The organism is Caldimonas thermodepolymerans (assembly GCF_015476235.1).
GTDB classification, from domain to species: domain Bacteria; phylum Pseudomonadota; class Gammaproteobacteria; order Burkholderiales; family Burkholderiaceae_C; genus Caldimonas; species Caldimonas thermodepolymerans.
Genome location: NZ_CP064338.1, coordinates 729,823 through 751,558, shown reverse-complemented (window position 1 = coordinate 751,558; position 21,736 = coordinate 729,823). Strand labels below are relative to the sequence as shown.

General features: G+C 70.4%; 21 protein-coding genes. 9 read left to right on the top strand and 12 right to left on the bottom strand.

Annotation, left to right across the window (positions count from 1 at the left end):
• Window positions 1-7 precede the first annotated feature (7 nt).
• Both IS481_RS03645 and IS481_RS03640 read left to right on the top strand, forming a co-directional pair.
• Window positions 8-1,036 carry a GGDEF domain-containing protein gene (locus tag IS481_RS03645; RefSeq protein ID WP_104358341.1) on the top strand — a complete coding sequence of 343 codons (1,029 nt, stop codon included), beginning with the start codon at window positions 8-10 and terminating at the stop codon, window positions 1,034-1,036.
• Between the two features lie 99 nt (window positions 1,037-1,135).
• Complete coding sequence (locus IS481_RS03640) at window positions 1,136-1,390, top strand: acyl-CoA-binding protein (RefSeq protein ID WP_104358340.1); 255 nt, start codon at window positions 1,136-1,138, stop codon at window positions 1,388-1,390.
• A 20-nt stretch (window positions 1,391-1,410) separates the two neighbouring features.
• Here the strand turns inward: IS481_RS03640 and IS481_RS03635 are convergent, their stop codons facing one another.
• On the bottom strand, window positions 1,411-2,532 hold the full coding sequence (locus IS481_RS03635) for an aminopeptidase (RefSeq protein ID WP_104358339.1): 1,122 nt from the start codon (window positions 2,530-2,532) through the stop codon (window positions 1,411-1,413).
• Window positions 2,529-4,592, bottom strand: a complete 2,064-nt coding sequence (locus IS481_RS03630) for a molybdopterin-containing oxidoreductase family protein (protein ID WP_104358338.1) — start codon at window positions 4,590-4,592, stop codon at window positions 2,529-2,531. The genes IS481_RS03635 and IS481_RS03630 overlap by 4 nt, the downstream gene beginning before the upstream one ends.
• Window positions 4,593-4,675: 83 nt before the next feature.
• Here IS481_RS03630 and IS481_RS03625 point away from each other — a divergent pair, with 83 nt between their 5' ends.
• From IS481_RS03625 to IS481_RS03605, 5 genes are all read left to right on the top strand, one after another.
• Entirely contained in the window at window positions 4,676-5,812 is a 1,137-nt protein-coding gene (locus IS481_RS03625) for an ABC transporter substrate-binding protein (RefSeq protein WP_104358337.1), read from the top strand.
• A 121-nt stretch (window positions 5,813-5,933) separates the two neighbouring features.
• Window positions 5,934-7,133 (top strand): M20 aminoacylase family protein, encoded by a 1,200-nt coding sequence (locus IS481_RS03620; RefSeq protein WP_104358336.1) that lies wholly within the window; start codon window positions 5,934-5,936, stop codon window positions 7,131-7,133.
• Between the two features lie 22 nt (window positions 7,134-7,155).
• The gene (locus tag IS481_RS03615) at window positions 7,156-8,241 is read left to right on the top strand and encodes a M14 family metallopeptidase (RefSeq protein ID WP_104358335.1); all 1,086 of its coding nucleotides are present in this window, start codon (window positions 7,156-7,158) and stop codon (window positions 8,239-8,241) included.
• Between the two features lie 102 nt (window positions 8,242-8,343).
• Window positions 8,344-8,901: a cysteine hydrolase family protein gene (locus IS481_RS03610; RefSeq protein WP_104358334.1), complete on the top strand. Its 558-nt coding sequence runs from the start codon at window positions 8,344-8,346 to the stop codon at window positions 8,899-8,901.
• Window positions 8,885-9,934, top strand: a complete 1,050-nt coding sequence (locus IS481_RS03605) for a GlxA family transcriptional regulator (protein WP_232529451.1) — start codon at window positions 8,885-8,887, stop codon at window positions 9,932-9,934. The genes IS481_RS03610 and IS481_RS03605 overlap by 17 nt, the downstream gene beginning before the upstream one ends.
• Here the strand turns inward: IS481_RS03605 and IS481_RS03600 are convergent.
• The 3 genes from IS481_RS03600 to tal are packed head-to-tail and all read right to left on the bottom strand — an operon-like array spanning window position 9,931 to window position 13,128.
• A complete protein-coding gene (locus tag IS481_RS03600) occupies window positions 9,931-10,551 on the bottom strand; it encodes an HAD family hydrolase (protein ID WP_232529450.1) in 621 nt (206 codons plus the stop codon). The two genes, IS481_RS03605 and IS481_RS03600, sit on opposite strands and share 4 nt — an antisense overlap.
• Window positions 10,552-10,559: 8 nt before the next feature.
• Window positions 10,560-12,158, bottom strand: coding sequence for a glucose-6-phosphate isomerase (gene pgi, locus IS481_RS03595; protein ID WP_104358332.1), 1,599 nt, complete (start codon window positions 12,156-12,158; stop codon window positions 10,560-10,562).
• A 22-nt stretch (window positions 12,159-12,180) separates the two neighbouring features.
• Complete coding sequence (gene tal, locus IS481_RS03590; RefSeq protein WP_104358331.1) at window positions 12,181-13,128, bottom strand: transaldolase; 948 nt, start codon at window positions 13,126-13,128, stop codon at window positions 12,181-12,183.
• Between the two features lie 286 nt (window positions 13,129-13,414).
• Here tal and zwf point away from each other — a divergent pair, with 286 nt between their 5' ends.
• Complete coding sequence (zwf, locus tag IS481_RS03585) at window positions 13,415-14,863, top strand: glucose-6-phosphate dehydrogenase (protein ID WP_104358330.1); 1,449 nt, start codon at window positions 13,415-13,417, stop codon at window positions 14,861-14,863.
• 44 nt (window positions 14,864-14,907) lie between these two features.
• On the top strand, window positions 14,908-15,762 hold the full coding sequence (locus IS481_RS03580; protein ID WP_104358329.1) for a MurR/RpiR family transcriptional regulator: 855 nt from the start codon (window positions 14,908-14,910) through the stop codon (window positions 15,760-15,762).
• Between the two features lie 61 nt (window positions 15,763-15,823).
• Here IS481_RS03580 and IS481_RS03575 read toward each other — a convergent pair whose 3' ends face one another.
• From IS481_RS03575 to IS481_RS03545, 7 genes are all read right to left on the bottom strand, one after another.
• Complete coding sequence (locus IS481_RS03575; protein ID WP_104358328.1) at window positions 15,824-16,102, bottom strand: STAS domain-containing protein; 279 nt, start codon at window positions 16,100-16,102, stop codon at window positions 15,824-15,826.
• A 19-nt stretch (window positions 16,103-16,121) separates the two neighbouring features.
• Window positions 16,122-16,742 carry an MlaC/ttg2D family ABC transporter substrate-binding protein gene (locus IS481_RS03570; protein ID WP_104358327.1) on the bottom strand — a complete coding sequence of 207 codons (621 nt, stop codon included), beginning with the start codon at window positions 16,740-16,742 and terminating at the stop codon, window positions 16,122-16,124.
• 39 nt (window positions 16,743-16,781) lie between these two features.
• The gene (locus tag IS481_RS03565; protein ID WP_104358326.1) at window positions 16,782-17,615 is read right to left on the bottom strand and encodes an MlaA family lipoprotein; all 834 of its coding nucleotides are present in this window, start codon (window positions 17,613-17,615) and stop codon (window positions 16,782-16,784) included.
• Window positions 17,615-18,097, bottom strand: coding sequence for an outer membrane lipid asymmetry maintenance protein MlaD (gene mlaD, locus IS481_RS03560; RefSeq protein ID WP_104358325.1), 483 nt, complete (start codon window positions 18,095-18,097; stop codon window positions 17,615-17,617). The genes IS481_RS03565 and mlaD overlap by 1 nt, the downstream gene beginning before the upstream one ends.
• Before the next feature lie 15 nt (window positions 18,098-18,112).
• The gene (gene mlaE / locus IS481_RS03555) at window positions 18,113-18,898 is read right to left on the bottom strand and encodes a lipid asymmetry maintenance ABC transporter permease subunit MlaE (protein ID WP_419186850.1); all 786 of its coding nucleotides are present in this window, start codon (window positions 18,896-18,898) and stop codon (window positions 18,113-18,115) included.
• Between the two features lie 2 nt (window positions 18,899-18,900).
• Entirely contained in the window at window positions 18,901-19,731 is an 831-nt protein-coding gene (locus tag IS481_RS03550) for an ABC transporter ATP-binding protein (protein WP_104358324.1), read from the bottom strand.
• 535 nt (window positions 19,732-20,266) lie between these two features.
• The gene (locus IS481_RS03545; protein ID WP_104357247.1) at window positions 20,267-21,733 is read right to left on the bottom strand and encodes a glutamate synthase subunit beta; all 1,467 of its coding nucleotides are present in this window, start codon (window positions 21,731-21,733) and stop codon (window positions 20,267-20,269) included.
• Window positions 21,734-21,736: the final 3 nt, after the last annotated feature.

Genomic DNA, 21,736 nt, shown 5'->3' with positions numbered 1-21,736 from the left:
GCCCGGTATGTCCGATCCAGTCGAATCGCTTGCCAGCCTGACCGTCCACCGCGACCTCGACGCGCTCGACGCGGCGCTCGTGCACGCACTGGCGGACTTGCTGCAGCCGCAGGCGATCGCGATCCACCGCCTCGTCGGGCTGCGCCAGCAGCCCAGCCACTGGACGCTCAGCGCACGGCTGGGCCCGCTGGTCGCGTGGACCGGGCGCCCCCTGCCGGTGCGACCGTTCGACGACGAGCTGCCCGAGCTGGCGGCGCTGCCGGCCCACAAGGCCTGCATCGACACCGGCTGCGTGCAGCACCTGACGGCCGAGGCAGGCGCGGCGGTCACGCTGTTCCCGCTGCTGTCCGGCCGCGGCCCGGTGGCGGTGCTGGAGGTGCAATCGGCACAACCGCTGGGCGAAGCCGACGTCCAGATGGTCAGCGGCATCCTGCGCGTGTTCCAGAACTTCTGGAACGTGGTCGACGAAAGCGAGCGCGACACGCTGACCGGCCTGCTCAACCGCAAGACCTTCGACGACACGTTCTTCAAGATCAGCCTGGCGCTGCCGCGCCCGCCGTCGGCGCTGGAGGCCCCGGCCGGCGGCGGCTGCTGGCTCGCGGTGCTGGACATCGACCACTTCAAGTCGGTCAACGACCGCTTCGGGCACCTGATCGGCGACGAGGTGCTGCTGCTGGCTGCACGCATGCTGCGCGAGATGTTGCGCCACCACGACCGGCTGTACCGCTTCGGCGGCGAGGAATTCGTCGTGCTCCTGCGCTGCGGCAGCGAGGCGGACGCGCGCCGCGCGCTCGAGCGCGTGCGCGAGGGCATGGCCAATCACGCCTTTCCGCAGGTGGGGCACGTGACGGTGAGCATCGGATTTGCCCAGGTGCTGCCCGGCGACACCCCGAGCAGTGCCTTCGGCCGCGCAGACAAGGCCGTCTACCACGCCAAGCAACACGGCCGCAACCGCGTGGTGAGCTACAACGACCTGGTCCTGCTGGGTCAGGCCGGTCAGGAAGACGCGCGGGTCGGCGAGGTCGAGCTGTTCTGACACGCGGGGGGCCGGGCCGCGATCATCGTCTATGCTTGGCGACCCGCAGCACGTCCTGCACGTGCGGCATCCATCGACGTTGACACCCCAGGACCCGACATGAGCGATCTGAAAGCCCGCTTCGAGCAAGCCGTTGCCGAATCGAAGACCCTGCCCGAGAAGCCGGACAACATGACCCTGCTGAAGATCTACGCGCTGTACAAGCAGGCCACCGCCGGCGACGTCGAGGGCGAGCGTCCCGGCATGACCGACTTCGTCGCGCGCGCCAAGTGGGACGCGTGGAACGCGCTGAAGGGCAAGTCGGCCGAGGAAGCGATGCAGGAGTACATCGACCTGATCGAAAGCCTCAAGTGAGGCCCGGGCCGCACGCGGCCTCAGCGCCCGGCCGCTGAGGCGCTGGCCCGCGCCGGCGCCGCTTGCTGCAGCAGGGCCTGGCGCCGTTCCTCCTGCGGCAGGCGCGCGAGCCGCCCGACCGCGGCATAGAAACGCGCGAAGTCCCGCCCCTCGGCCTCGAACAGCCGCTCGAACGCCGGCACCAGGTCGTGGTAGGCCGCGAGCACGCCCAGCGAGGCGTTGTTGGCCCGCTCGAACCAGGCGTCGTAGCCGGTGAAACCGCCCCACTGCTCGCGCTTGATCGTCTCGTACTCGTCGCGCAGGCGCTGCATCAGCTCGGCCTTGCGGCGGCGCATCGCCTCCGGCGCCAGCCGGCTGCGGTACAGCGCCTGCAGCTGCTCGCGGTAGCCGAGCGTCAGGGTGCGGAACTGCTGCCGGCGTGCCTCGAAGCGCGCGTACTCCTCGCGGGCCTGCGCGTCGGCCTGCGTCTCCAGCCAGCGCTGCACGCCCAGGCGCTCCACCGCGGTCGCGAACGATTCGTTGAAGGTGGTGTCGCCCTTGGCGTAAGCCACCTGGTGCGCGAGCTCGTGGAAGATCAGCCGGGCCAGCTCGCCTTCGGGGTAGTGGATGAAGGTGTTGAGCAGCGGGTCGTCGAACCAGCCCAGCGTCGAGTACGCCGGCACGCCGTACACCGCCACCTCGTAGCCCTCGGCGCGCAGCTGCGCGGCCATGGCCTCGGCGTCGGCCTGGTCGAAATAGCCGCGGTAGCCCACGCAGCCGGCCACGGGGAAGCACCAGGTCTTCAGCTCGAGCGAGAGCTCGGGCGCGGCCACCACGTTCCACACCGCCGCCGGCCGGCCCAGGTCGGCATAGCGCCGGTAGCTGCCGTTGTCGGGCAGCTTCAGCTCGCTGACCGCGAAGTCCCGGATGCGCTGGCTGAGCGCCAGGCGCTCGCGCAGCGCCTGCGGCGTGTCGGCCGCGTCCAGCCACTGCGCCACCGGGCGCGCCTCGCCGAGCAGCGCGAAATGGCCGCGCACCGACTGCGCCAGGTAGCCCACCGAGCCGCAACCGGCCAGCCCCGCGACCGCGAACCCGGCCAGCGCCAGGCCCGCCCGCCCCGCAAGGCGCCGCCACGTGCGAGGCCTGCCCGTGCGTGCCGTCATGCCCCCGCCTCGACTTCGACCAGCACGTCGTAGAAGCACGGCGCCCGCCCGATGTCGGTCAGGCGCTGGTGCGTCAGCTCATTGACGTTGGTGCCGCGCAGGCCCAGCTTGCGCCACCAGATGCCCAGGCCGTTGACCACGCCCGGGCGTGCCCGTTCGCTGACCCGCGCGATGCACCAGTACTCGCCGCGGTCGTTGTGGACGCGCACCGGCCGGCCGTCCTCGATGCCGCGCGGCGCGGCGTCCTGCGGATGGATCTCCAGCACCGGCTCGCCCTCGATGTCGCGCAGGCTGCGCACGTTGACGAAGGTGGAGTTGAGGAAGTTGCGCGCCGGCGGCGAGATCATCGCCAGCGGGTAGCGCGCCGCCAGCTCCGGTGCGGCGGCCGGGCTCTCGTGACCGGGCAGGTGGCGCGGCGCCTCGAGCCCGGGCGCGGCGATGCGGCAGCGGCCCGAGGGCGTCGGGAAGCCCCCCTCGGCGAACGGCGCCTCGGGCAGCGGCAGCTTCACCCAGCCGCGTGCGCGCAGCTCCTGGAGCGTGATGCGCCCGCCGAAGGCCTGGGCAGCGACCGTCTCGTCGTCCTCGCGCAGCGCGGGATGGTCCAGGCCCATGCGGGCCGCAAGCTCGCGGAAGATCTGCGTGTTGGGCCGCGCCTCGCCGAGCGGGGCGATCGCCGGCTCGTTGAGCAGCGCGTAGGTGTGGCCGTAGCTGGCGTGCACGTCCAGGTGCTCGAGCTGCGTGGTGGCCGGCAGCACGTAGTCGGCGTGGTCGGCCGTGTCGGTCAGGAAATGCTCGAGCACCACGGTGAACAGGTCCTCGCGCGCGAAACCCTGCACCACCTGCGGCGACTGCGGCGCCACCGCGACCGGGTTGCTGTTGTAGACCACCAGGGCCTCGATGCGCGGCCCGAACCCGGGCGAGGCCTCGCGCAGCAGGTCCGCGCCGATGGTGCTCATGTTGAGGATGCGCGGCTCGCGCCCGCCCAGCAGGTCGGGCCGCTGCAGGGCCGCGCGGTCGACCGGGAACCAGCCCGAGCTGGACAGCAGCAGCCCGCCGGCACGGTGCCGCCAGGCGCCCACCAGGCAGGGCAGCACCGCGATCAGCCGCACCGCGTTGCCGCCCCCGCGGGTGCGCTGCATGCCGTAGTTGAGGCGGATTGCCGCGGGCGCCAGCGTCGCGTAGTCACGCGCGAGCTGCCGGACCTCGTCGGCCGTCAGGCCGCACACCGCGGCGGTGCGCTCGGGCGTCCATGCAAGCGCCTCCTCGCGCAGCGCCGGCCAGCCCTCGGTGTGGCGCGCGACGTAGTCGTGGTCCAGCCAGTCGTGCACGATGAGCTCGTGCATGAGGCCGAGCGCGAGCGCGCCATCGGTGCCGGGCAGCAGCTGCAGGTGCTGGTGGCATTTCTCGGCCGTCTCGGTGCGGCGCGGGTCGATGCAGACCAGCTTCGCGCCGTTGCGCTTGGCCTGCTGCGCGACGCTCCAGAAATGCAGGTTGGAGGCGATCGAGTTGCTGCCCCAGATGAGGATCAGGCGGCTTTCGGCGAAGTGCTCGACATGCATGCCGACCTTGCCGCCGTAGGTGAGCGCCAGCGCCTCGCTGCCCGCGCTGGCGCAGATGGTGCGGTCCAGCCGCGAGGCACCCAGCGCGTGGAAGAACCGCGCGGCCAGGCTCTCGCCCTGCACCAGGCCCATCGTGCCGGCGTAGCTGTAGGGCACGATGGCCTGGGGATCGCGCGCGGCAATGGCCGACAGGCGCGCGGCGATGTCGGCCAGGGCCTCGTCCCAGCTCACCCGCTCGAACCGCCCGCTGCCCTTGGGGCCGACGCGCTTCAGCGGCTGCAGCACGCGCTCGGGGTGGTAGGTGCGCTCGGGATAGGCCGATACCTTGCGGCACAACGCACCATGCGTGGGCGGATGGTCCGGGTCCCCCTGCACCTTGATGGCGCGTCCGTCAACCACGGTAACCCGCAGCGCGCAGGTGTCCGGGCAGTCATGCGGACACGCGCCGCGCACGACCGCGGTCCTGCCGTGAGGTATTGCGCTCGCACCTGGCCCTTGCATTGCTTTAATCTCCGCTATTCGAGGGACGCATACCTTCCCGGTATGCCTGTGTGGGCGTGACGCCCTGACCAAACAACTTTGCCATGCATTCGACTTCCCTGTCCCGCCGCAGGGCCCTCCAGGTCCTGGGGGCATCCGCCGCATCCGTTGCATTTCCTGCACTGGCCCAGGCCGAACGCATCGTGCTTGGCCAGTCGGCCGCGTTCAGCGGCCCGGCCGCCCAGCTGGGCATCCAGATGAACATCGGCGCGCAGGTGCTGATCGACCAGGTCAACGCCGCCGGCGGCATCGGCGGCCGCCAGATCGAGCTGCGCACCGCGGATGACGGCTACGAGCCCGACCGCTGCAAGGCCAACACCGAGAAGTTCCTGCGCGACGGCGTGTTCGCGCTGTTCGGCTACGTGGGCACGCCGACCTCGCTGGCGGCGCTGCCGCTGGCCAACGAGGCCCGCACGCCCTTCATCGCGCCGTTCACCGGCGCCGAAGGCCTGCGCGACCCGTTCAGCCGCTACGCCTTCCACGTGCGGGCCTCGTACTTCGACGAGACCAAGCTGATCGTCAAGAACCTGACCTCGCTGGGCCTGACCCGGATTTCGGTGTTCTACCAGGACGACAGCTACGGCATGGCCGGCCTGACCGGCGTGCAGCGCGCGCTGGCGGCCCGCAACCTGGCGCCGGCCTCGCTGGGCACCGTGCAGCGCAACTCGGTGGACGTGGCCGCTGCCGTGCAGTCCATCCTGCCCGCGCAGCCGCAGGCCATCGTGCAGATCAGCGCCTACCAGAGCTGCGCGGCGTTCATCCGCGCGGCGCGCAAGGCCGGCTTCGGCGGCACCTTCTTCAACGTCTCCTTCGTCGGCACGCAGGCGCTGGCCGACGAACTGGGCCCCGACGGCAAGGGCGTGATGATCAGCCAGGTCATGCCCTACCCCTACGCCCCGACCATGGCCATCGTGCGGGAGTACCTCAACGCGCTGAAGGCCCATGGCGGCGGCAAGGCGCAGCCCAACTACTCGAGCATCGAGGGCTACATCGCGGCCAAGGTGCTGGTCGAGGGGCTCAAGCGCGCGCCCAAGCTGACGCCCGACGGGCTGATCGCGGGCCTGGAGTCCATCGACACCTCGTTCGGCGGCTTCAACGTCAGCTTCGGGCCGCGCAAGCACACCGGATCGACCTTCGTCGACCTGTCGATGCTGACCGAGGACGGTCGGGTTCGCCGCTAGTGCCTTGCCCGCAGGGCGCGGCTACACTGACTCCGATCGAGGCGGGGCCGCGTCCCGCCGCCCTCCTGCCCGCCTGGCGCCGGCGGCCCGACGGCCCGCCGGCTGCGACCGGAGTTACGTCATGCAGCTGATCGAATCGATCCTCAAGGATGCGGCCGCCATTGCCGCCACGAGGCGCGACATCCACGCCCATCCGGAACTGTGCTTCGAAGAGGAGCGCACCGCCGACCTGATCGCCGCGAAGCTCACCGAGTGGGGCATCCCCGTGCACCGGGGCCTGGGCAAGACCGGCGTGGTCGGCGTCGTCCGGAACGGCACCTCGCCGCGCGCGATCGGGCTGCGCGCCGACATCGACGCGCTGCCGATCACCGAGCACAACCAGTTCGCCCACGCGAGCCGGCATCCCGGCAAGATGCACGCCTGCGGCCACGACGGCCACACAGCGATGCTGCTGGCGGCGGCGAAATACCTCGCGCAGCACCGCGACTTCGACGGCACCGTCTACCTGGTGTTCCAGCCGGCCGAGGAAGGCGGCGGCGGCGCGCGCGAGATGATCCGCGACGGCCTGTTCGAGCGCTTCCCGATGGAGGCGATGTTCGGCATGCACAACTGGCCCGGCCTGAAGGTCGGCCAGTTCGCGATCCGCAACGGCCCCTGCTTCGCGTCGAGCAACGAGTTCTGCATCCGCATCCGCGGCAAGGGCGCGCATGCCGCGATGCCGCACCTGGGCGTGGACCCGGTGCCGGTAGCGTGCCAGATGGTGCAGGCCTTCCAGACCATCATCAGCCGCAACAAGCGCCCCATCGACGCCGGCGTGATCTCGGTGACCATGATCCACACCGGCGAGGCCACCAACGTGGTGCCGGACTACTGCGAGATCCAGGGCACGGTGCGCACCTTCACGATCGAGGTGCTGGACCTGATCGAGCAGCGCATGCGCACCATCGCGCAGCACACCGCGGCGGCCTTCGAGTGCGAGTGCGAGTTCGAGTTCGCCCGCAATTACCCGCCGACGATCAACCATCCCGCCGAGACCGAGTTCGCGCGCCGCGTGATGGCCGAGGTGGTCGGCCCCGAGAACGTGCTGGAGTTCGAGCCCACGATGGGCGCCGAGGACTTCAGCTACTTCCTGCTCGAGAAGCCGGGGGCCTATTTCGTGATCGGCAACGGCGACGGCGACCACCGCGACAGCGGCCACGGCATGGGGCCGTGCATGCTGCACAACCCGAGCTACGACTTCAACGACGAGCTGATCCCGCTGGGCGCCACGCTGTGGGTGCGCCTGGCCGAGCGCTGGCTCGCGCCGCAAGGGGCGGCCTGACGTCACGGGCAAGGAGGCAGACATGGACCGTGTGGTGGCAGCCTACTCCCGCAGCTATGCCGAAGCGCGGCAGAAGTTCCTGCGGGCCTGCGACGCGGCAGACCTGGACGTCGAACACCATGTGCACCCGCTGCTCGGGCGCGACGGCGAGACGCTGGCGCTCGACGCCTGCCTCGAGGGCCCGCGCGATGCGCAGCAGCTGCTCATCCTCAGCAGCGGCTGCCACGGCGTCGAGGGCTTCGCCGGCTCGGGCATCCAGGTCGCGCTGCTGGGCGACGCGGAATGGCACCGCGCGGTGCGCGACAGCGGCGTGGCGGTGCTGTACCTGCACGCGCTGAACCCCTACGGCTTCTCGTGGCTGCGCCGGGTCACGCAGGAGAACGTGGACCTCAACCGCAACTTCCACGACTTCTCGCGCCCGCTGCCCGCCAACGACGCCTACGCCGAGATCCACCCGCTGCTGCTGCCGGCCACCTGGCCGCCCACCGCGGAGAACGAGCGCGCGCTGCAGGCCTACATCGACACGCACGGCGTGCCGGCCTTCCAGGCCGCCGTCTCGCAGGGCCAGCACACGCACGACACCGGCATGTACTACGGCGGGCGCAACCCGACCTGGAGCAACATCACGCTGCGGCACGTGTTGCGCGAGCACACCCGCCACACGCGCGACCTCGCCTGGATCGACCTGCACACGGGCCTGGGCCCGCGCGGGCATGGCGAGCGCATCTTCGCCTCGCGCGACAACGCCGAGGAGCTGGCCCGCGCCCGCGCCTGGTGGGGGCCGGAGGTCACCTCCATCTACGATGGCTCGTCCAGCTCCGCGCTGCTGACCGGCATGATGTGGCTCGCGGTGTTCGACGAATGCCCGCAGGTGCGCTACACCGGCATCGCGCTCGAGTACGGCACGCTGCCGCTGTTCGACGTGCTCAACGCGCTGCGCGCCGACCACTGGCTGGAACTGCACCCGGAAGCCGACCCGGCGCTGGCCGCCGCCATCAAGCGGCAGTTGCTCGACGCGTTCTACGTCGACGCCGACGACTGGAAGCGCCAGCTCTACGACCAGGCACGCGAGGCGGCGCTGCAGGCCCTGGCCGGACTGCAGGGCTGACCCGTCACCTTCGGTCCGAAACCGATCGGTCTTCGGCCGTTTCCAGCGCGCGACCGGGCATCCGCCCCGCTAGCATGTGGACATCATCCACAGGAGCCCGCCATGCAGACCGCGCTGATGCTGATCGATGTCCAGGAGTCCTTCCGCCACCGGCCCTACTGGAACGAGGAGGAGCTGCCGCGCTTCCTGGCGCGCACCAACGCGCTGATCGAGGGCTGCCGGCGACGCGGCGTGCCCATCGTGCGCATCCTCCACGCCGACGGCCCGGAGGTGGCGGGCAACCCCTTCTCGCGCACGTCCGGCCACGTGCGGCCGCTGCAGGGCCTGGCCGGGTACGGGCCCGCGGCCGAGTTCGTCAAGTCGCGGCACAGCGCGCTGGTCGGCACCGGCCTGCCGGTCTGGCTGCACCAGCACGGCATCCGCCGGCTCATGATCGCCGGCATCCGCACCGAGCAGTGCTGCGAGACCACTGCCCGGCACGCCAGCGACGAAGGCTACGAGGTGGACTACGTGACCGAGGCGACGCTGACCTTCGCGATGACCCAGCCCGACGGCAGCGTGCTGTCGCCGCGCGAGCTGATGCTGCGCACCGAGACCGTGCTCAAGGACCGGTTCGCCACCCTCTGCACCGTGGAGCAGGCGCTTGAACGCGCGCAGTGACCCGGCCACCCCCGGCCGCATCGACGTCGTGTTCGTCGTGCTGCCGGGCACGCTGCTGCTGGACATCGCGGGACCGGCCGAGGCCTTCCGGCTTGCCAACCAGCGCCTGCAGCTGCAGGGGCGCCCGCCGCGCTTCCGGCTGCGCTTCGCCGGGCCGCTGCCCGAGGCGGCCAGCTCGGTCGGCCTGGCGCTGGCGCAGCTGGAACCGCTGCCGACGACGCGCCAGGCGGCGCGCACCTGGTTCGTGCTGGCCGGCCGTGCGGAGGCCGCCCGGCAGCGCGGGACGCCCGACTGGCTGGCGGCGCGCGACTGGCTGGGTCGCACGGTGCGGCCCTGGCTGCTGGACGGCACCTGCGGCTGCCGGCTGCTGACCGTGTGCGCCGGCACCCTGCTCGCCGCCGACGCCGGCCTGCTCGACGGGCGCCGCTGCACCACGCACCACGAGCTGCTCGAGCTGCTGCAGCACACCGCACCATGCGCCGAGGTGCTCGGCAACCGGGTGTTCGTCGAGGACGGGCCGCTGGCCAGCAGTGCCGGGATCACCTCCGGGATCGACCTCGCGCTGCACCTGATCGCCGGCGAGGCGGGCGAGGCCGTGGCCGCCGCGGTGGCGCAGACCATGGTGGTCTACCTGCGCCGCGGCGTGCAGGACCCGGAGCTGTCGCCGCTGCTGGCCCATCGTCACCACCTGCACCCTGCGGTGCACCGCGTGCAGGATGCGATCTGCAGCGATGCGACGGCCGACTGGAGCGTGGAGGCGATGGCGCGTCTGGCCCACGTGACGCCACGCCACCTGCACCGGCTGTTCACGCTGCACGCAGGCATCGCGCCGCTGGCCTACCTGCAGGGCATCCGTGTCGAACGTGCACGCCAGGCGCTCGCGCAGGGCGCCAGCGTCGCGCAGGCGGCGGAACAGGCCGGCTTCGGCTCGGAGCTGGCGCTGCGGCGCGCCTGGAAGGGCCGTGCCGCCGGCACCCCGCGAGATGCGCGCGCCCCGCGCCGCCCCCGGCGCCTCGACGCGCCAGCGCCCTAGCCCCCGCGCGTCACGCCCAGCGCCTGCAGTTCCGCCTCGGCCTGCGCCGCATCGCGAAACTGCACGGCATGAAGGCCCAGCGCCCGTGCGGCCTCGACGTTCAGCGGGTGGTCGTCCAGGAACACCGCCTCCTGCGGCGCGCAGCCGAAGCGCTCGAGCGCCAGCTCGAAGATGCGGGGCTCGGGCTTGATGCACTGCACGCGCGAGGAGAACACGCCGTCCTCGAACCAGCGGAAGAAGTCGTGGCGGCGCTCCAGGTGCTCGGCATACGGCAGCGGCATGTTCGACAGGTAGTACAGCCGGCAGCCCGCCTCGCGCAGCCGCCGCATCAGCGCGAGCGTCGCCTCCACCGGTTGCAGCTCCTCGGGCCCGGCCTCGATCACCGACAGCACCTCGGGCACGCCCAGAGCCAGGCGCCGGACCAGCCGGTCGGCCAGATCCACCGTGCTGACGGTGCCACGGTCGAAGTCCCACCAGTCCGGGCCGAAGAAGCCGGCCTGCAGCTGCGCCAGCGCCTGCGGGGTCGCGGTGTGCCGGGGCAGCTGCTGCGCCAGCAGCACGGCCGGTCGCCAGCGCAGCACCACGCCGCCCAGGTCGAAGATCACGCGGCGGATCATGGGCCGGCTCATGCGGTCAGCCAGCGCAGCAGCCCGGCGGTGGACGCGTCCAGGCCGCTGGTGTCCTTCGAGGCCAGGCGCGGCAGCAGGTCGTTGCACAAGGCCTTGCCCAGCTCCACGCCCCACTGGTCGAAGCTGTTGATGCGCCACAGCGCGCCGCTGGTGAACACGCGGTGCTCGTACAGCGCGATCAGCGCGCCCAGGCTGCGCGGCGTGAGCTGTTCCAGCAGCAAGGTGGTGCTCGGGCGGTTGCCGGGGAAGGTGCGATGGCGCGCGATGATCGCCGCATCGAGCATGGCCGACGCGGTCGGCGCCTTCTCGCCCAGCGCCTGCTCGGTGGTCTTGCCCAGCATCAGCGCCTGGGCCTGCGCCAGCCCGTTGGCCAGCAGCTTGGCGTGCAGGTCGGCATGGCCGTGCGTGGGGTGCCGCACCAGGATGAACTCCACCGGGATCACGTCCGTGCCCTGGTGCAGCATCTGGAAGTAGGCATGCTGGCCATTGGTGCCGGGCTCGCCCCAGACCACCGGCGCGGTCCCGTACGGCAGCGGCTCGCCGTCGAGGTCCACGCGCTTGCCGTTGGACTCCATCTCCAGCTGCTGCAGGTAGGCCGGCAGGCGCTTGAGCCCCTGGTGGTACGGCGCGATGCTGCGGCTGGTGTAGCGGTGGAAGTTGCGGTACCAGACGTCCAGCAGCCCGAGGATCACCGGCAGGTTGCGCTCCAGCGGCGCCTCGGCGAAATGCCGGTCCATCGCATGCGCGCCGGCCAGCAGCGCCCGGAAGTGGTCGGCCCCGATGGCCAGTGCGATCGGCAGCCCGATGGCCGACCACATCGAGTAGCGGCCGCCGACCCAGTCCCAGAAGCCGAAGGTGGTCGTGATGCCGAACTCGGCCGCCGCCTGCACGTTGGTGGTCGTGGCGACGAAGTGCCGCGCGAGGTCGGTGCCACCGTGCTGCAGGAACCACTGCCGCGCCACATGCGCGTTGGCCATGGTCTCCTGCGTCGTGAAGGTCTTGGAGGCGACGATGAACAGCGTCTCCTGGGGCTTGAGGCGCCGCAGCACGGGCGCGATGTCGTGCCCGTCGACGTTGGAGACGAAGTGGAACTGCAACCCCGGGTGCACGAACGCATCCAGCGCCGGCACCGCCATCTGCGGCCCCAGGTCCGAGCCGCCGATGCCGATGTTCACCACGTGGCGGATGCCGCTGCGCGCGGTGTCGCGCACCTGCTCGGCGAACGCCAGCATGCGCTCGAGCACGCCGTGCACCTGCTCGCTGTACGGGCCTTGCCCCTTGGGCGCGCGCAGCGCGGTGTGCAGCACGGCGCGCCCCTCGGTGTGGTTGACCGGCTCGCCGGCCAGCATCGCGTCGCGCCGCTCGGGCAGCCGGCACTCGCGCGCCAGCTCGAGCAGCAGCCGCAGCGTGGCGAGGTCGATGTGGTTCTTCGACAGGTCGGCGCGGATCTCCGGCGCCTCGAACGCGAAGGTGTCGAAGCGCCCCGGATCCCGGGCGAAGGCCTCGCGCAGGTCGAAGTCCCGTCCATGCGCTTCGTAGTGGCCTTGCAGGGCCACCCACGCCGTGGTGCGGTCGCAGCGCGGTGCGTCGATCATGTCGTTTCCTCCCCGGACGCTCTCACAGGGCCTGCACCAGGCCCTCGAGCTTGACCGCGTCCGCCGCGAACAGCCGGATGCCCTCGGCCAGCTTCTCGGTGGCCATCGCGTCCTCGTTCAGTGCATAGCGGAAACTGGCCTCGTTGTACGAGACCGCCTTGATGCTGGCCGCGCGGGCGGCCTCGGGGTCGAGCCTGCGCGTCACCGGCTCGTTGCTGGCCTGCAGCTGGGCCAGCAGCTCGGGACTGATGGTCAGCAGGTCGCAGCCGGCCAACGCCAGGATCTGCCCGACGTTGCGGAAGCTCGCGCCCATCACCTCCGTCTCGATGCCGAAGTGCTTGTAGTAGTTGTAGATCTGGGTCACCGACTTCACGCCGGGGTCGTTGACGCCCGCGTTGGCCGCCTCGTCCCAGGCACTGCCGGCCTGCCTCTTGTACCAGTCGTAGATGCGGCCGACGAAGGGCGAGATCAGCTGCACGCCGGCCTCGCCGCAGGCCACGGCCTGGCAGAACGAGAACAGCAGCGTCAGGTTGCAGTGGATGCCTTCGTGCTCCAGCGCGCGGGCGGCCTGGATGCCCTCCCAGGTCGAGGCGATCTTGATCAGCACGCGCTCGCGCGGGATGCCCGCGTCCTCGTACATCGCCATGATGCGCTGCGCGCGCGCGATGGTCGCGGCGGTGTCGAAGCTCAGCCGCGCGTCGACCTCGGTGGACACCCGCCCGGGCACCACCTTGAGGATTTCCAGGCCGAAGCGCACCAGCACCCGGTCGATGACCTGGTCCAGCGGCTCGTCGCGATGGGCCGCGACCGTCTCGGCCAGCAGCGGCTGGTAGTCGGGCTGCTGGACGGCCTTGAGGATCAGCGACGGGTTGGTGGTGGCGTCCTGCGGCGCAAACTGCGCAAGCTGCTTGAAGTTGCCGGTGTCCGCAACGACGGTGGTGTATTGCTTGAGCGCTTCGAGTGAGGTCATGGTCGATCCAGGAGCAAGAAACAAGACCGATTGTCGGCGCTGGAGATGACGGTGCGGCGGCACCCGCTTCGGGCCGGCACGCACCCCGGACCCGGCATCGTAACAAGATTACCCGGGCCGATGCGACCCACCCGGCCCGACGGGCGGTCCCGGCTCGCCTGCCGGCAGGACGCCTTCGCATTGACGCTACCGGACTTTGGCGGCATCATCGCTTGAAACTTTATTACAACTCCCCGCGCCCGATTCCCCGCCTCGGCGTTTTTCCAACGGTTACGGTTACACGATCATGTCCTTCGATCTGGTGTTCTTCGGCGGCACGGGCGACCTCACCTGGCGCAAGCTGATGCCGGCGCTGTTCCAGGCCTTCCGGCATGGCAAGCTGCCGCCGAACGGCCGCATCCTGGCGGTCGCACGCGACGACCATTCCGACGAACGCTACCGCGCCTGGCTGAAGGAGCGCTTCCAGGAAGTCGACACGCCCAAGCGTCCGACCGACGAGGAATTCGCACGCTTCGCCGAGCTGATCTTCTACCGGCGCGTGGACCTGTCGCAGCCGGCGCACTACCAGGCGCTGAAGTCCTGGCTGGCCGAACGCAACGCGGACACCGCCGTGCTGTACCTCGCCACCAGCCCGCACCTGTTCCCGGTGATCTGCGAGCAGCTCGGCGCCGCAGGCCTGAACGGCCCGCACGTGCGCGTGGTGCTGGAAAAGCCCCTCGGCCACGACCTCAGGAGCGCGCAGGAGATCAACCGCGTGGTGCGCTCGGTGTTCACCGAGAACCAGGCGTTCCGCATCGACCACTACCTCGGCAAGCCGTCGGTGCAGAACCTGATGGCGCTGCGCTTCGGCAACGCGCTGTTCGAGCCGCTGTGGCGACGCGAGTGCATCGCCAACATCCAGATCACGCTGGCCGAGAGCATCGGCGTGGGCACCCGCGGCGACTTCTACGACCGCACCGGCGCGCTGCGCGACATGATCCAGAACCATGCGCTGCAGCTGCTCACCATGATCGCGATGGAGCCGCCGTCGAGCAGCGACGCCGACGCGATCCGCGACGAGAAGCTCAAGGTGCTGCGCTCGCTCAAGCCCTTCACGCCGGAGAGCGTCGCACGCGACGTGGTGCGCGGCCAGTACCGCGCCGGCACGGTGGACGGCCAACCGGTGCCGGGCTACCTGGAGGAGGCCAAGGTGCCGCCGAACAGCCGCTGCGAGACCTTCGTCGCGCTGCGCACCGAGGTGCAGAACTGGCGGTGGGCCGGCGTGCCCTTCTACCTGCGCACCGGCAAGCGCCTGGCCGCGCGCGACGCGCAGATCGTGGTCAACTTCCGTCCCACGCCGCACAGCATCTTCCCGGGCATCAACCAGCCCAACAAGCTGGTCATCAAGCTGCAGCCCGAGGACGGCCTGGAGCTGCACCTGCTGGCGGCCAAGGGCACCGACGGGCAGCACGAGACGCTGTCGCCGGTGTTCCTCGACCTGGACTTCGACAAGGCCTTCCCGACCGACCGCGTCGGTGCCTACGAACGCCTGCTGCTCGATGCGATCGCCGGGCGGCTCAACCTGTTCGTGCGCTCCGACGAGCAGGAGCAGGCCTGGCGCTGGGTGGAGCCCATCCTCGAGGCCTGGCGCCGCGACGACAGCGGGCTGCGCAGCTACAAGGCCGGCAGCTGGGGCCCGCCGGCGGCCAGCGCGCTGGTGGCCCGCGACGGATTCACCTGGCCCGAGGAACAGTAGAAGAACAAGCGCGCCCGCCGGCGGTGCGCAAAGGAGTGACGTACATGCTGGACCGCATCCGGGCCTCGATGCCCGCCCTGCCCCCGGCCGAGCAGCGGGTGGCCAAGCTGGTGCTGGCCGACCCGCGCAGCTTTGCCAGCCTGCCGGTGGCCGAGCTGGCCGAGCGCGCCCATGTGAGCAAGCCGACCGTGGTGCGCTTCTGCCGCAGCGTGGGCTACGACGGCCTGGCCGACTTCAAGCTCAAGCTCGCCGGCAGCGTCAACGAAGGCGTGCCCTTCGTGCACCGCGCGGTCGACGAGGACGACAAGCCGGCCGACCTGATCGTCAAGGTCATCGACAACGCGATTTCGGCGCTGCTGAAGTTCCGCAACGATGCCGCCAGCCATGCCTTCGAGCGTGCGCTGGACGCGCTGGCGACGGCAGGTCGCGAAGGGCGGCGCATCGAGTTCTACGGGGTCGGCAATTCCGGCATCGTCGCGCAGGACGCGCAGCACAAGTTCTTCCGCCTGGGCGTCAATGCGGTGGCATGCAGCGACGGCCATGTGCAGGTCATGAGCGCGACCATGCTCAGGTCCGGCGACTGCGTGGTGGTGATCTCGAACTCGGGCCGCAGCCGCGACCTGCTCGATGCCACCGAGATCGCGCGCAAGAAGGGCGCAACCACCGTCGCCATCACCGCGAGCGGCTCGCCGCTGGCGCAGAAGGCGCACATCCTGCTCGCCGCGGACCACCCCGAGGACTACGACCGCTACAGCCCGATGGTCTCGCGGCTGCTGCACCTGACCATCATCGACATCCTGACCACCGGCGTCGCGCTGCGCATGGGAGAGGAACTGCGACCGATGCTGCAGGAGATCAAGCGCAACCTGCGGCTCAAGCGCTACAGCGACGCGCAGTGAGGCAAGGCGTCCGCCCGGGGCGCGCAGCGGCACGGAACGCCGCGACGCTGCCACGGCCCCGTCACGGCGTGACGGCCTCGGGCAGCAGCTCGGCGACGCCGTAGAGCACCGCCAGCGCGCGCAGCTTGGGCGGCAGCTGCTGCACCTCGAAGCGCCGGCCCGACGCGCGGGCGATGCGTTGGCACTCCAGCAGCACGGCCAGGGCCGACGAATCGAACGCGGCCAGGGCGCCGGCATCGACGACCACGCGGTCCGCCGGTTCGCCGCGCAACCCCTGCTGCAGCATGCGCAGGGTGTCGTTGGCTTCGTGGACGGTCAGGCGTTCCGGCAGCAGCAGCATGGCGGCGGGTCCCCGGTGTTCAGCTCTGGCCGCTGCCGGCGTTCTTGTTGCGCTCGACCAGCTTCTGGATCAGCCCGTCGATGCCGACCTGGCCGATCTCCTGGGCAAAGCTGCTGCGGTAGTTCTCGACCAGCCACACGCCCAGCACGTTGACGTCGTAGATCTTCCAGCCGCGCTCGGTCTTCTCCAGGCGGTAGTCCACCTGCACCGGCTCGCCCTGGCCGCGCACCTCGGTGCGCACGATGACTTCCTTGTCCTCCGGCGCGGCGCGGAACGGCTTCATGTGCACCTGCTGGTTGCGGACCTGGGCCAGCGCCCCCGCGTAGGTGCGCATCAGCAGCTGCTTGAACTCGGCTTCCAGGCGCTGGCGCTGTTCGGGCGTGGCCTGGCGCCAGTAGCGGCCGACCGCCGAAGCCGTCATGCGACGGAAGTTCACGTGCGGCAGGATCTTCTCCTCGACCAGCGTCGTGATGCGCTGCAGGTCGCCAGCCTGGATGGCCGGGTCGTTGCGCGCCGTCTCGAGCACCTCCTTGGACACCTGCTCGATCAGCGCGTCCGGCGCCTGTTGCTGCGCGCCCGCACTCGCACAGACGAACAGCAGGCCCGACAGACACGCGGCAACAAAACCTCGAAAGTTCATGGCTTTCCTTTCATTCGGAAACGATCGACCCCGAGGAGGTCAGTCGTTTGAGACCGAGGCGGGCGGCTTTGGTTCAGCGGCCGGCGCCCCGGCGGGTGCGGCAGCCCCGGCGTCGTCACCCGCCTGGTCGTCTTCTTCTTCGTCGTAGTAGTAGTCGTCCTCATCCCCGCCCTCGTCCGGCGGGTTGCCGTCGTAGACCTGGTTGCGCCGGCGTTGCAGGAAGCCGTCGCGCACGAACAGGTAGGAGTCCAGCGCCGCATCGTCGATCACGTCCGTCACGCCGAGGGCACGATGGCGCAGGTCGACCACGCGCAGCCCGGCGAGTCCGTACAGCGTCTGCGTGTCATGGCGGAACGGATAGGCCGTGGCCTTCAGGTCCACCGGCAGCGCGGCCGTGTCGCGCAGCGTCGAGGGGCCGAGGAACGGCAGCACGAGGTACGGCCCGGCGCCGATGCCCCAGTGCCCCAGCGTCTGGCCGAAGTCCTCCGGATGCGGGTCGAGCCCGGCCTCGGTGGCGATGTCCAGCAGGCCACCCAGGCCGAGCACCGTGTTCACCGCCACGCGCATCGTGTTGCGCAGTCCGGCTTCGGCCTTGAACTGCAGGAACGCGTTGATCGCCGACCAGGCGTCGCCGATGTTGGAGAAGAAGTTGGACACGCCCGTGCGCACCGGGCGCGGCACCACGTCGCGGTAGGTGGTGGCCACCGGCTTCAGCACCGCCCGGTCGACCGCCTCGTTGAACGCGAAGATCTTGCGGTTCATCGGCTCCAGCGGGTCGCGCGGATCGCCCGGCGTGCTGGCACAACCGGCCAGGCCGGCCGCCAGCACCGCGACGGCCACGCCCTTGAGGGCCGACCGGGGGGGGTGTCGCATCACGGCTTGCTCCCTCCAGAAGGTGCGGCGTCGGCCGCGCGGTTGTAGAGGAACTGGCTGATGAGGTTCTCCAGCACCACGGCCGACTGGGTCTGCGTGATCATGTCGCCGGCGGCAAGGTTGGTTTCCTCGGCCCCCGGCTCCAGCCCGATGTACTGCTCGCCGAGCAGCCCCGAGGTCAGGATCTTGGCCGACGTGTCCTTGGGAAACGCGTAGCGCTGCTCCAGCTCCAGCCGCACGCGCGCCTGGTACATCTTGTCGTCGAAGGTGATCGAGTGCACCCGGCCCACGACCACGCCGGCGCTCTTGACCGGCGCGCGCGGCTTGAGCCCGCCGATGTTGTCGAAGCGGGCGTCGACGTAGTAGGTGGGCTCGAACGAGAAGCTGACCAGGTTGCCGGCCTTGAGCGCGAGAAACAGCACCGCGGCCGCGCCGATCAGCACGAACAGCCCGACCCACACGTCATGACGAGATTTCTGCATCGCTGCCATCCTCGGCTAGATAGAAAACATCAGCGCGGTGAGCACGAAATCCAGCCCCAGCACTGCCAGCGAGGCCATCACCACCGTGCGCGTCGTCGCGCGCGAGACGCCTTCGGGCGTCGGTTTGCTGGCGTAGCCCTGCAGCAGGGCCACGAAGGTGACGGTCACTCCGAACACGAAACTCTTGATGATGCCGTTGCCGACATCGGCCCACACGTCCACGCCGCCCTGCATCTGCGACCAGAAGGCACCCTCGTCGACGCCGATCATCAGCACGCCGACGACCCAGCCGCCGATGATGCCCACGGCGCTGAACACCGCCGCCAGCAGGGGCATCGCGATCACGCCGGCCCAGAAGCGCGGCGCCAGCACGCGCTGCACCGGATCGACCGCCATCATTTCCATCGCGGCGAGCTGCTCGCCCGCCTTCATCAGGCCGATCTCGGCGGTCAGCGACGTGCCGGCCCGGCCGGCGAACAGCAGCGCACTGACCACCGGCCCGAGCTCGCGCACCAGCGCCAGCGCGACCAGCAGCCCCAGCGCCTCGGACGAGCCGTAGCGCTGCAGCGTGTAGTAGCCCTGCAGGCCCAGCACGAAGCCGACGAACAGCCCGGAGACGGTGATGATGGCCAGCGAATAGTTGCCCAGGAAGTGGAGCTGGTCGACCACCAGGCCGCCACGGCGGAACGTCTTGCTGCCCGAGGCCAGCAGGCGCAGCAGCAGCCGGGCCGACCAGCCGACGTCCTGCAGCTTCAGGCGCACGGCCTGCCCGACGCGTGCCGGATGCAGCCATCCCAGCATGCTCACCCCCCCACGCGGAAGTCTTCGGCCACCGGGGCGGCCGGGTAATGGAAGCGCACCGGGCCGTCGGCCTGGGCATCGACGAACTGGCGCACCAGCGGATCGGTCGAGGCACGCATCTCGGCCGGCGTGCCTTGCGCGGCAATGCGGCCGTTGGCGAGGAAGACGACGTGGTCGGCGATCAGGAAGGTCTCGTCCACGTCGTGCGAGACCACGATGCTGGTCACGCCCAGCGTGTCGTTGAGCTGGCGGATGAGGCGCGCGGCCACGCCCATGGAGATCGGGTCCAGCCCCGCGAAGGGCTCGTCGTACATGATCAGGTCCGGATCGAGCGCAATCGCGCGCGCCAGCGCCACGCGGCGCGCCATGCCGCCCGAGATCTCGCTGGGCATCAGGTCGCGCGCGCCGCGCAGGCCGACCGCATTCAGCTTCATCAGCACCAGGTCGCGGATCATGCTTTCCGGCAGCCTGGCGTGCTCGCGCAACGGGAACGCGACGTTGTCGAACACCGACAGGTCGGTGAACAGTGCACCGAACTGGAACAGCATGCCCATGCGGCGCCGCGCCGCGAACAGCGCGTCGGCGTCCATCTGGTTGATGTCGGCCCCGTCGAACAGCACCTGCCCCGCCTGCGGCGAGACCTGGCGGCCGATCAGCCGCAGCACCGTGGTCTTGCCGCCGCCCGAGGCGCCCATCAGCGCCACCACCTTGCCGCGCGGCACGACCAGGCTGATGTCTTCGAGGATGCGCCGCTCGCCATAACCGAACGTGACCCCGCGCAGCTCGACCAGCGGCGGGACGTCAGCAGCGACTTCGGTAACGGGAGACGACATGGGCGACGGGCTGTCCAATCAACAAAAAACCGGTGTCAGCAGGCAACCGGTTCACCCGATGATAGGGGAAAACACCGCAGCGGCTGACCCGCGCGCCTGTCGCACGGGCGGCACGCCGCAGCCGCGTTGTCGCAACCAGCCAACAATCCGCCCCGCGGACCACGGCCTTGCGCCGCGCCCCTGGGGGTGACCTGCAGCCGCGCAGCCGGCCCTCGCGCAACGACTGGAGGCCCGCCAGTCGTTTCCCGTGGCGCCCGTCAGGGCGATCCGCGAGGGCTCAGCGTGGCAGGTCGCTGCGACCCATCAGGTACTCGTCGACCGCGCGGGCGGCTTGCCGGCCCTCGCGCAACGACTGGCGGCCCGCCAGTCGTTTCCCGTGGCGCCCGTCAGGGCGATCCGCGAGGGCTCAGCGTGGCAGGTCGCTGCGACCCGTCAGGTACTCGTCGACCGCGCGGGCGGCTTGCCGGCCCTCGCGCAACGACTGGCGGCCCGCCAGTCGTTTCCCGTGGCGCCCGTCAGGGCGATCCGCGAGGGCTCAGCGTGGCAGGTCGCTGCGACCCGTCAGGTACTCGTCGACCGCGCGGGCGGCTTGCCGGCCCTCGCGGATTGCCCACACGACCAACGACTGGCCGCGGCGCATGTCGCCGGCGGCAAAGACCTTGTCGACGCTGGTCTGGTAGCCGCCCATGAAGTCGGTGCTGGCGCGCGCGTTGCCGCGGGCGTCCTTCTCGACGCCGAAGGCGTCCAGCACGCTGGCCACGGGGCTGACGAAGCCCATCGCCAGCAGCACCAGGTCGGCCTTGAGCACCTGCTCGGAGCCGGGCACCTCGACCATGCGGCCGTCCTTCCATTCGACGCGCACGGTCTTCACGCCGGTGACACGGCCGTTCTCGCCGATGAACTCCTTGGTCGCGATCGCGAACTCGCGCTGGCAGCCTTCCTCGTGGCTGGACGAGGTGCGCAGCTTGTACGGCCAATACGGCCAGGTCAGCAGCTTGTTCTCCTGTTCCGGCGGCATCGGCATCAGCTCGAACTGCACCACGCTCTTGGCGCCGTGGCGGTTGGAGGTGCCCACGCAGTCGCTGCCGGTGTCGCCGCCACCGATGACGATGACGTGCTTGCCGGTGGCCATGATCTGGTCCTTGAGCTTGTCGCCGGCGTTGACGCGGTTCTGCTGCGGCAGGAACTCCATCGCGAAGTGGATGCCGTCCAGCTCGCGGCCCGGCACCGGGAGGTCGCGCGGCTGCTCGGCGCCACCGGCGAGCAGCACGGCGTCGAACTCGGCCTGCAGCTGCTCGGCGGACACGGTTTCCTTGGCCAGGTTGGTGACCCTGGAGCCCTCGGGCATGCGGCCGACCAGCACGCCGGTGCGGAAGGTCACGCCTTCGGCCTTCATCTGCTCGATGCGGCGGTCGATCAGCGACTTCTCCATCTTGAAGTCGGGGATGCCGTAGCGCAGCAGTCCACCGACGCGGTCGTTCTTCTCGAACACCGTCACGTCGTGGCCGACGCGCGCCAGCTGCTGCGCCGCGGCCAGCCCGGCCGGGCCGGAGCCGACGATGGCGACCTTCTTGCCGGTCCTGGCCTTGGGCGGCTGCGGCTGCACCCAGCCCTCGCTCCAGGCGCGGTCGATGATCGCGCGCTCGATCGACTTGATGCCCACCGCGACGTCGTTGAAGTTCAGCGTGCAGGCCGCCTCGCACGGCGCGGGGCAGATGCGGCCGGTGAACTCCGGGAAGTTGTTGGTCGAGTGCAGCACCTCGATGGCGCGCTGCCACTCGCCGCGGTAGACCAGGTCGTTGAAGTCCGGGATGACGTTGTTGACCGGGCAGCCGTTGTTGCAGAACGGGATGCCGCAGTCCATGCAGCGCGCGCCCTGCACGCGCGCCTCGTCTTCCTTCAGGCCGTGGACGAATTCCTTGTAGTGCTTGAGCCGGACCGGGGCGGGTTCATAGGACTCCTCGACCCGCTCGTACTCCATGAAGCCAGTGACTTTTCCCATTGC

Coding starts and splice junctions, on each gene's coding strand:
- IS481_RS03645 (WP_104358341.1), top strand. CDS start 8: ATGTCCGATCCAGTCGAATCGCTTGCCAGCCTGACCGTCCACCGCGAC.
- IS481_RS03640 (WP_104358340.1), top strand. CDS start 1,136: ATGAGCGATCTGAAAGCCCGCTTCGAGCAAGCCGTTGCCGAATCGAAG.
- IS481_RS03635 (WP_104358339.1), bottom strand. CDS start 2,532: ATGACGGCACGCACGGGCAGGCCTCGCACGTGGCGGCGCCTTGCGGGG.
- IS481_RS03630 (WP_104358338.1), bottom strand. CDS start 4,592: ATGCAAGGGCCAGGTGCGAGCGCAATACCTCACGGCAGGACCGCGGTC.
- IS481_RS03625 (WP_104358337.1), top strand. CDS start 4,676: ATGCATTCGACTTCCCTGTCCCGCCGCAGGGCCCTCCAGGTCCTGGGG.
- IS481_RS03620 (WP_104358336.1), top strand. CDS start 5,934: ATGCAGCTGATCGAATCGATCCTCAAGGATGCGGCCGCCATTGCCGCC.
- IS481_RS03615 (WP_104358335.1), top strand. CDS start 7,156: ATGGACCGTGTGGTGGCAGCCTACTCCCGCAGCTATGCCGAAGCGCGG.
- IS481_RS03610 (WP_104358334.1), top strand. CDS start 8,344: ATGCAGACCGCGCTGATGCTGATCGATGTCCAGGAGTCCTTCCGCCAC.
- IS481_RS03600 (WP_232529450.1), bottom strand. CDS start 10,551: ATGATCCGCCGCGTGATCTTCGACCTGGGCGGCGTGGTGCTGCGCTGG.
- pgi (WP_104358332.1), bottom strand. CDS start 12,158: ATGATCGACGCACCGCGCTGCGACCGCACCACGGCGTGGGTGGCCCTG.
- tal (WP_104358331.1), bottom strand. CDS start 13,128: ATGACCTCACTCGAAGCGCTCAAGCAATACACCACCGTCGTTGCGGAC.
- zwf (WP_104358330.1), top strand. CDS start 13,415: ATGTCCTTCGATCTGGTGTTCTTCGGCGGCACGGGCGACCTCACCTGG.
- IS481_RS03580 (WP_104358329.1), top strand. CDS start 14,908: ATGCTGGACCGCATCCGGGCCTCGATGCCCGCCCTGCCCCCGGCCGAG.
- IS481_RS03575 (WP_104358328.1), bottom strand. CDS start 16,102: ATGCTGCTGCTGCCGGAACGCCTGACCGTCCACGAAGCCAACGACACC.
- IS481_RS03570 (WP_104358327.1), bottom strand. CDS start 16,742: ATGAACTTTCGAGGTTTTGTTGCCGCGTGTCTGTCGGGCCTGCTGTTC.
- IS481_RS03565 (WP_104358326.1), bottom strand. CDS start 17,615: ATGCGACACCCCCCCCGGTCGGCCCTCAAGGGCGTGGCCGTCGCGGTG.
- mlaD (WP_104358325.1), bottom strand. CDS start 18,097: ATGCAGAAATCTCGTCATGACGTGTGGGTCGGGCTGTTCGTGCTGATC.
- mlaE (WP_419186850.1), bottom strand. CDS start 18,898: ATGCTGGGATGGCTGCATCCGGCACGCGTCGGGCAGGCCGTGCGCCTG.
- IS481_RS03550 (WP_104358324.1), bottom strand. CDS start 19,731: ATGTCGTCTCCCGTTACCGAAGTCGCTGCTGACGTCCCGCCGCTGGTC.
- IS481_RS03545 (WP_104357247.1), bottom strand. CDS start 21,733: ATGGGAAAAGTCACTGGCTTCATGGAGTACGAGCGGGTCGAGGAGTCC.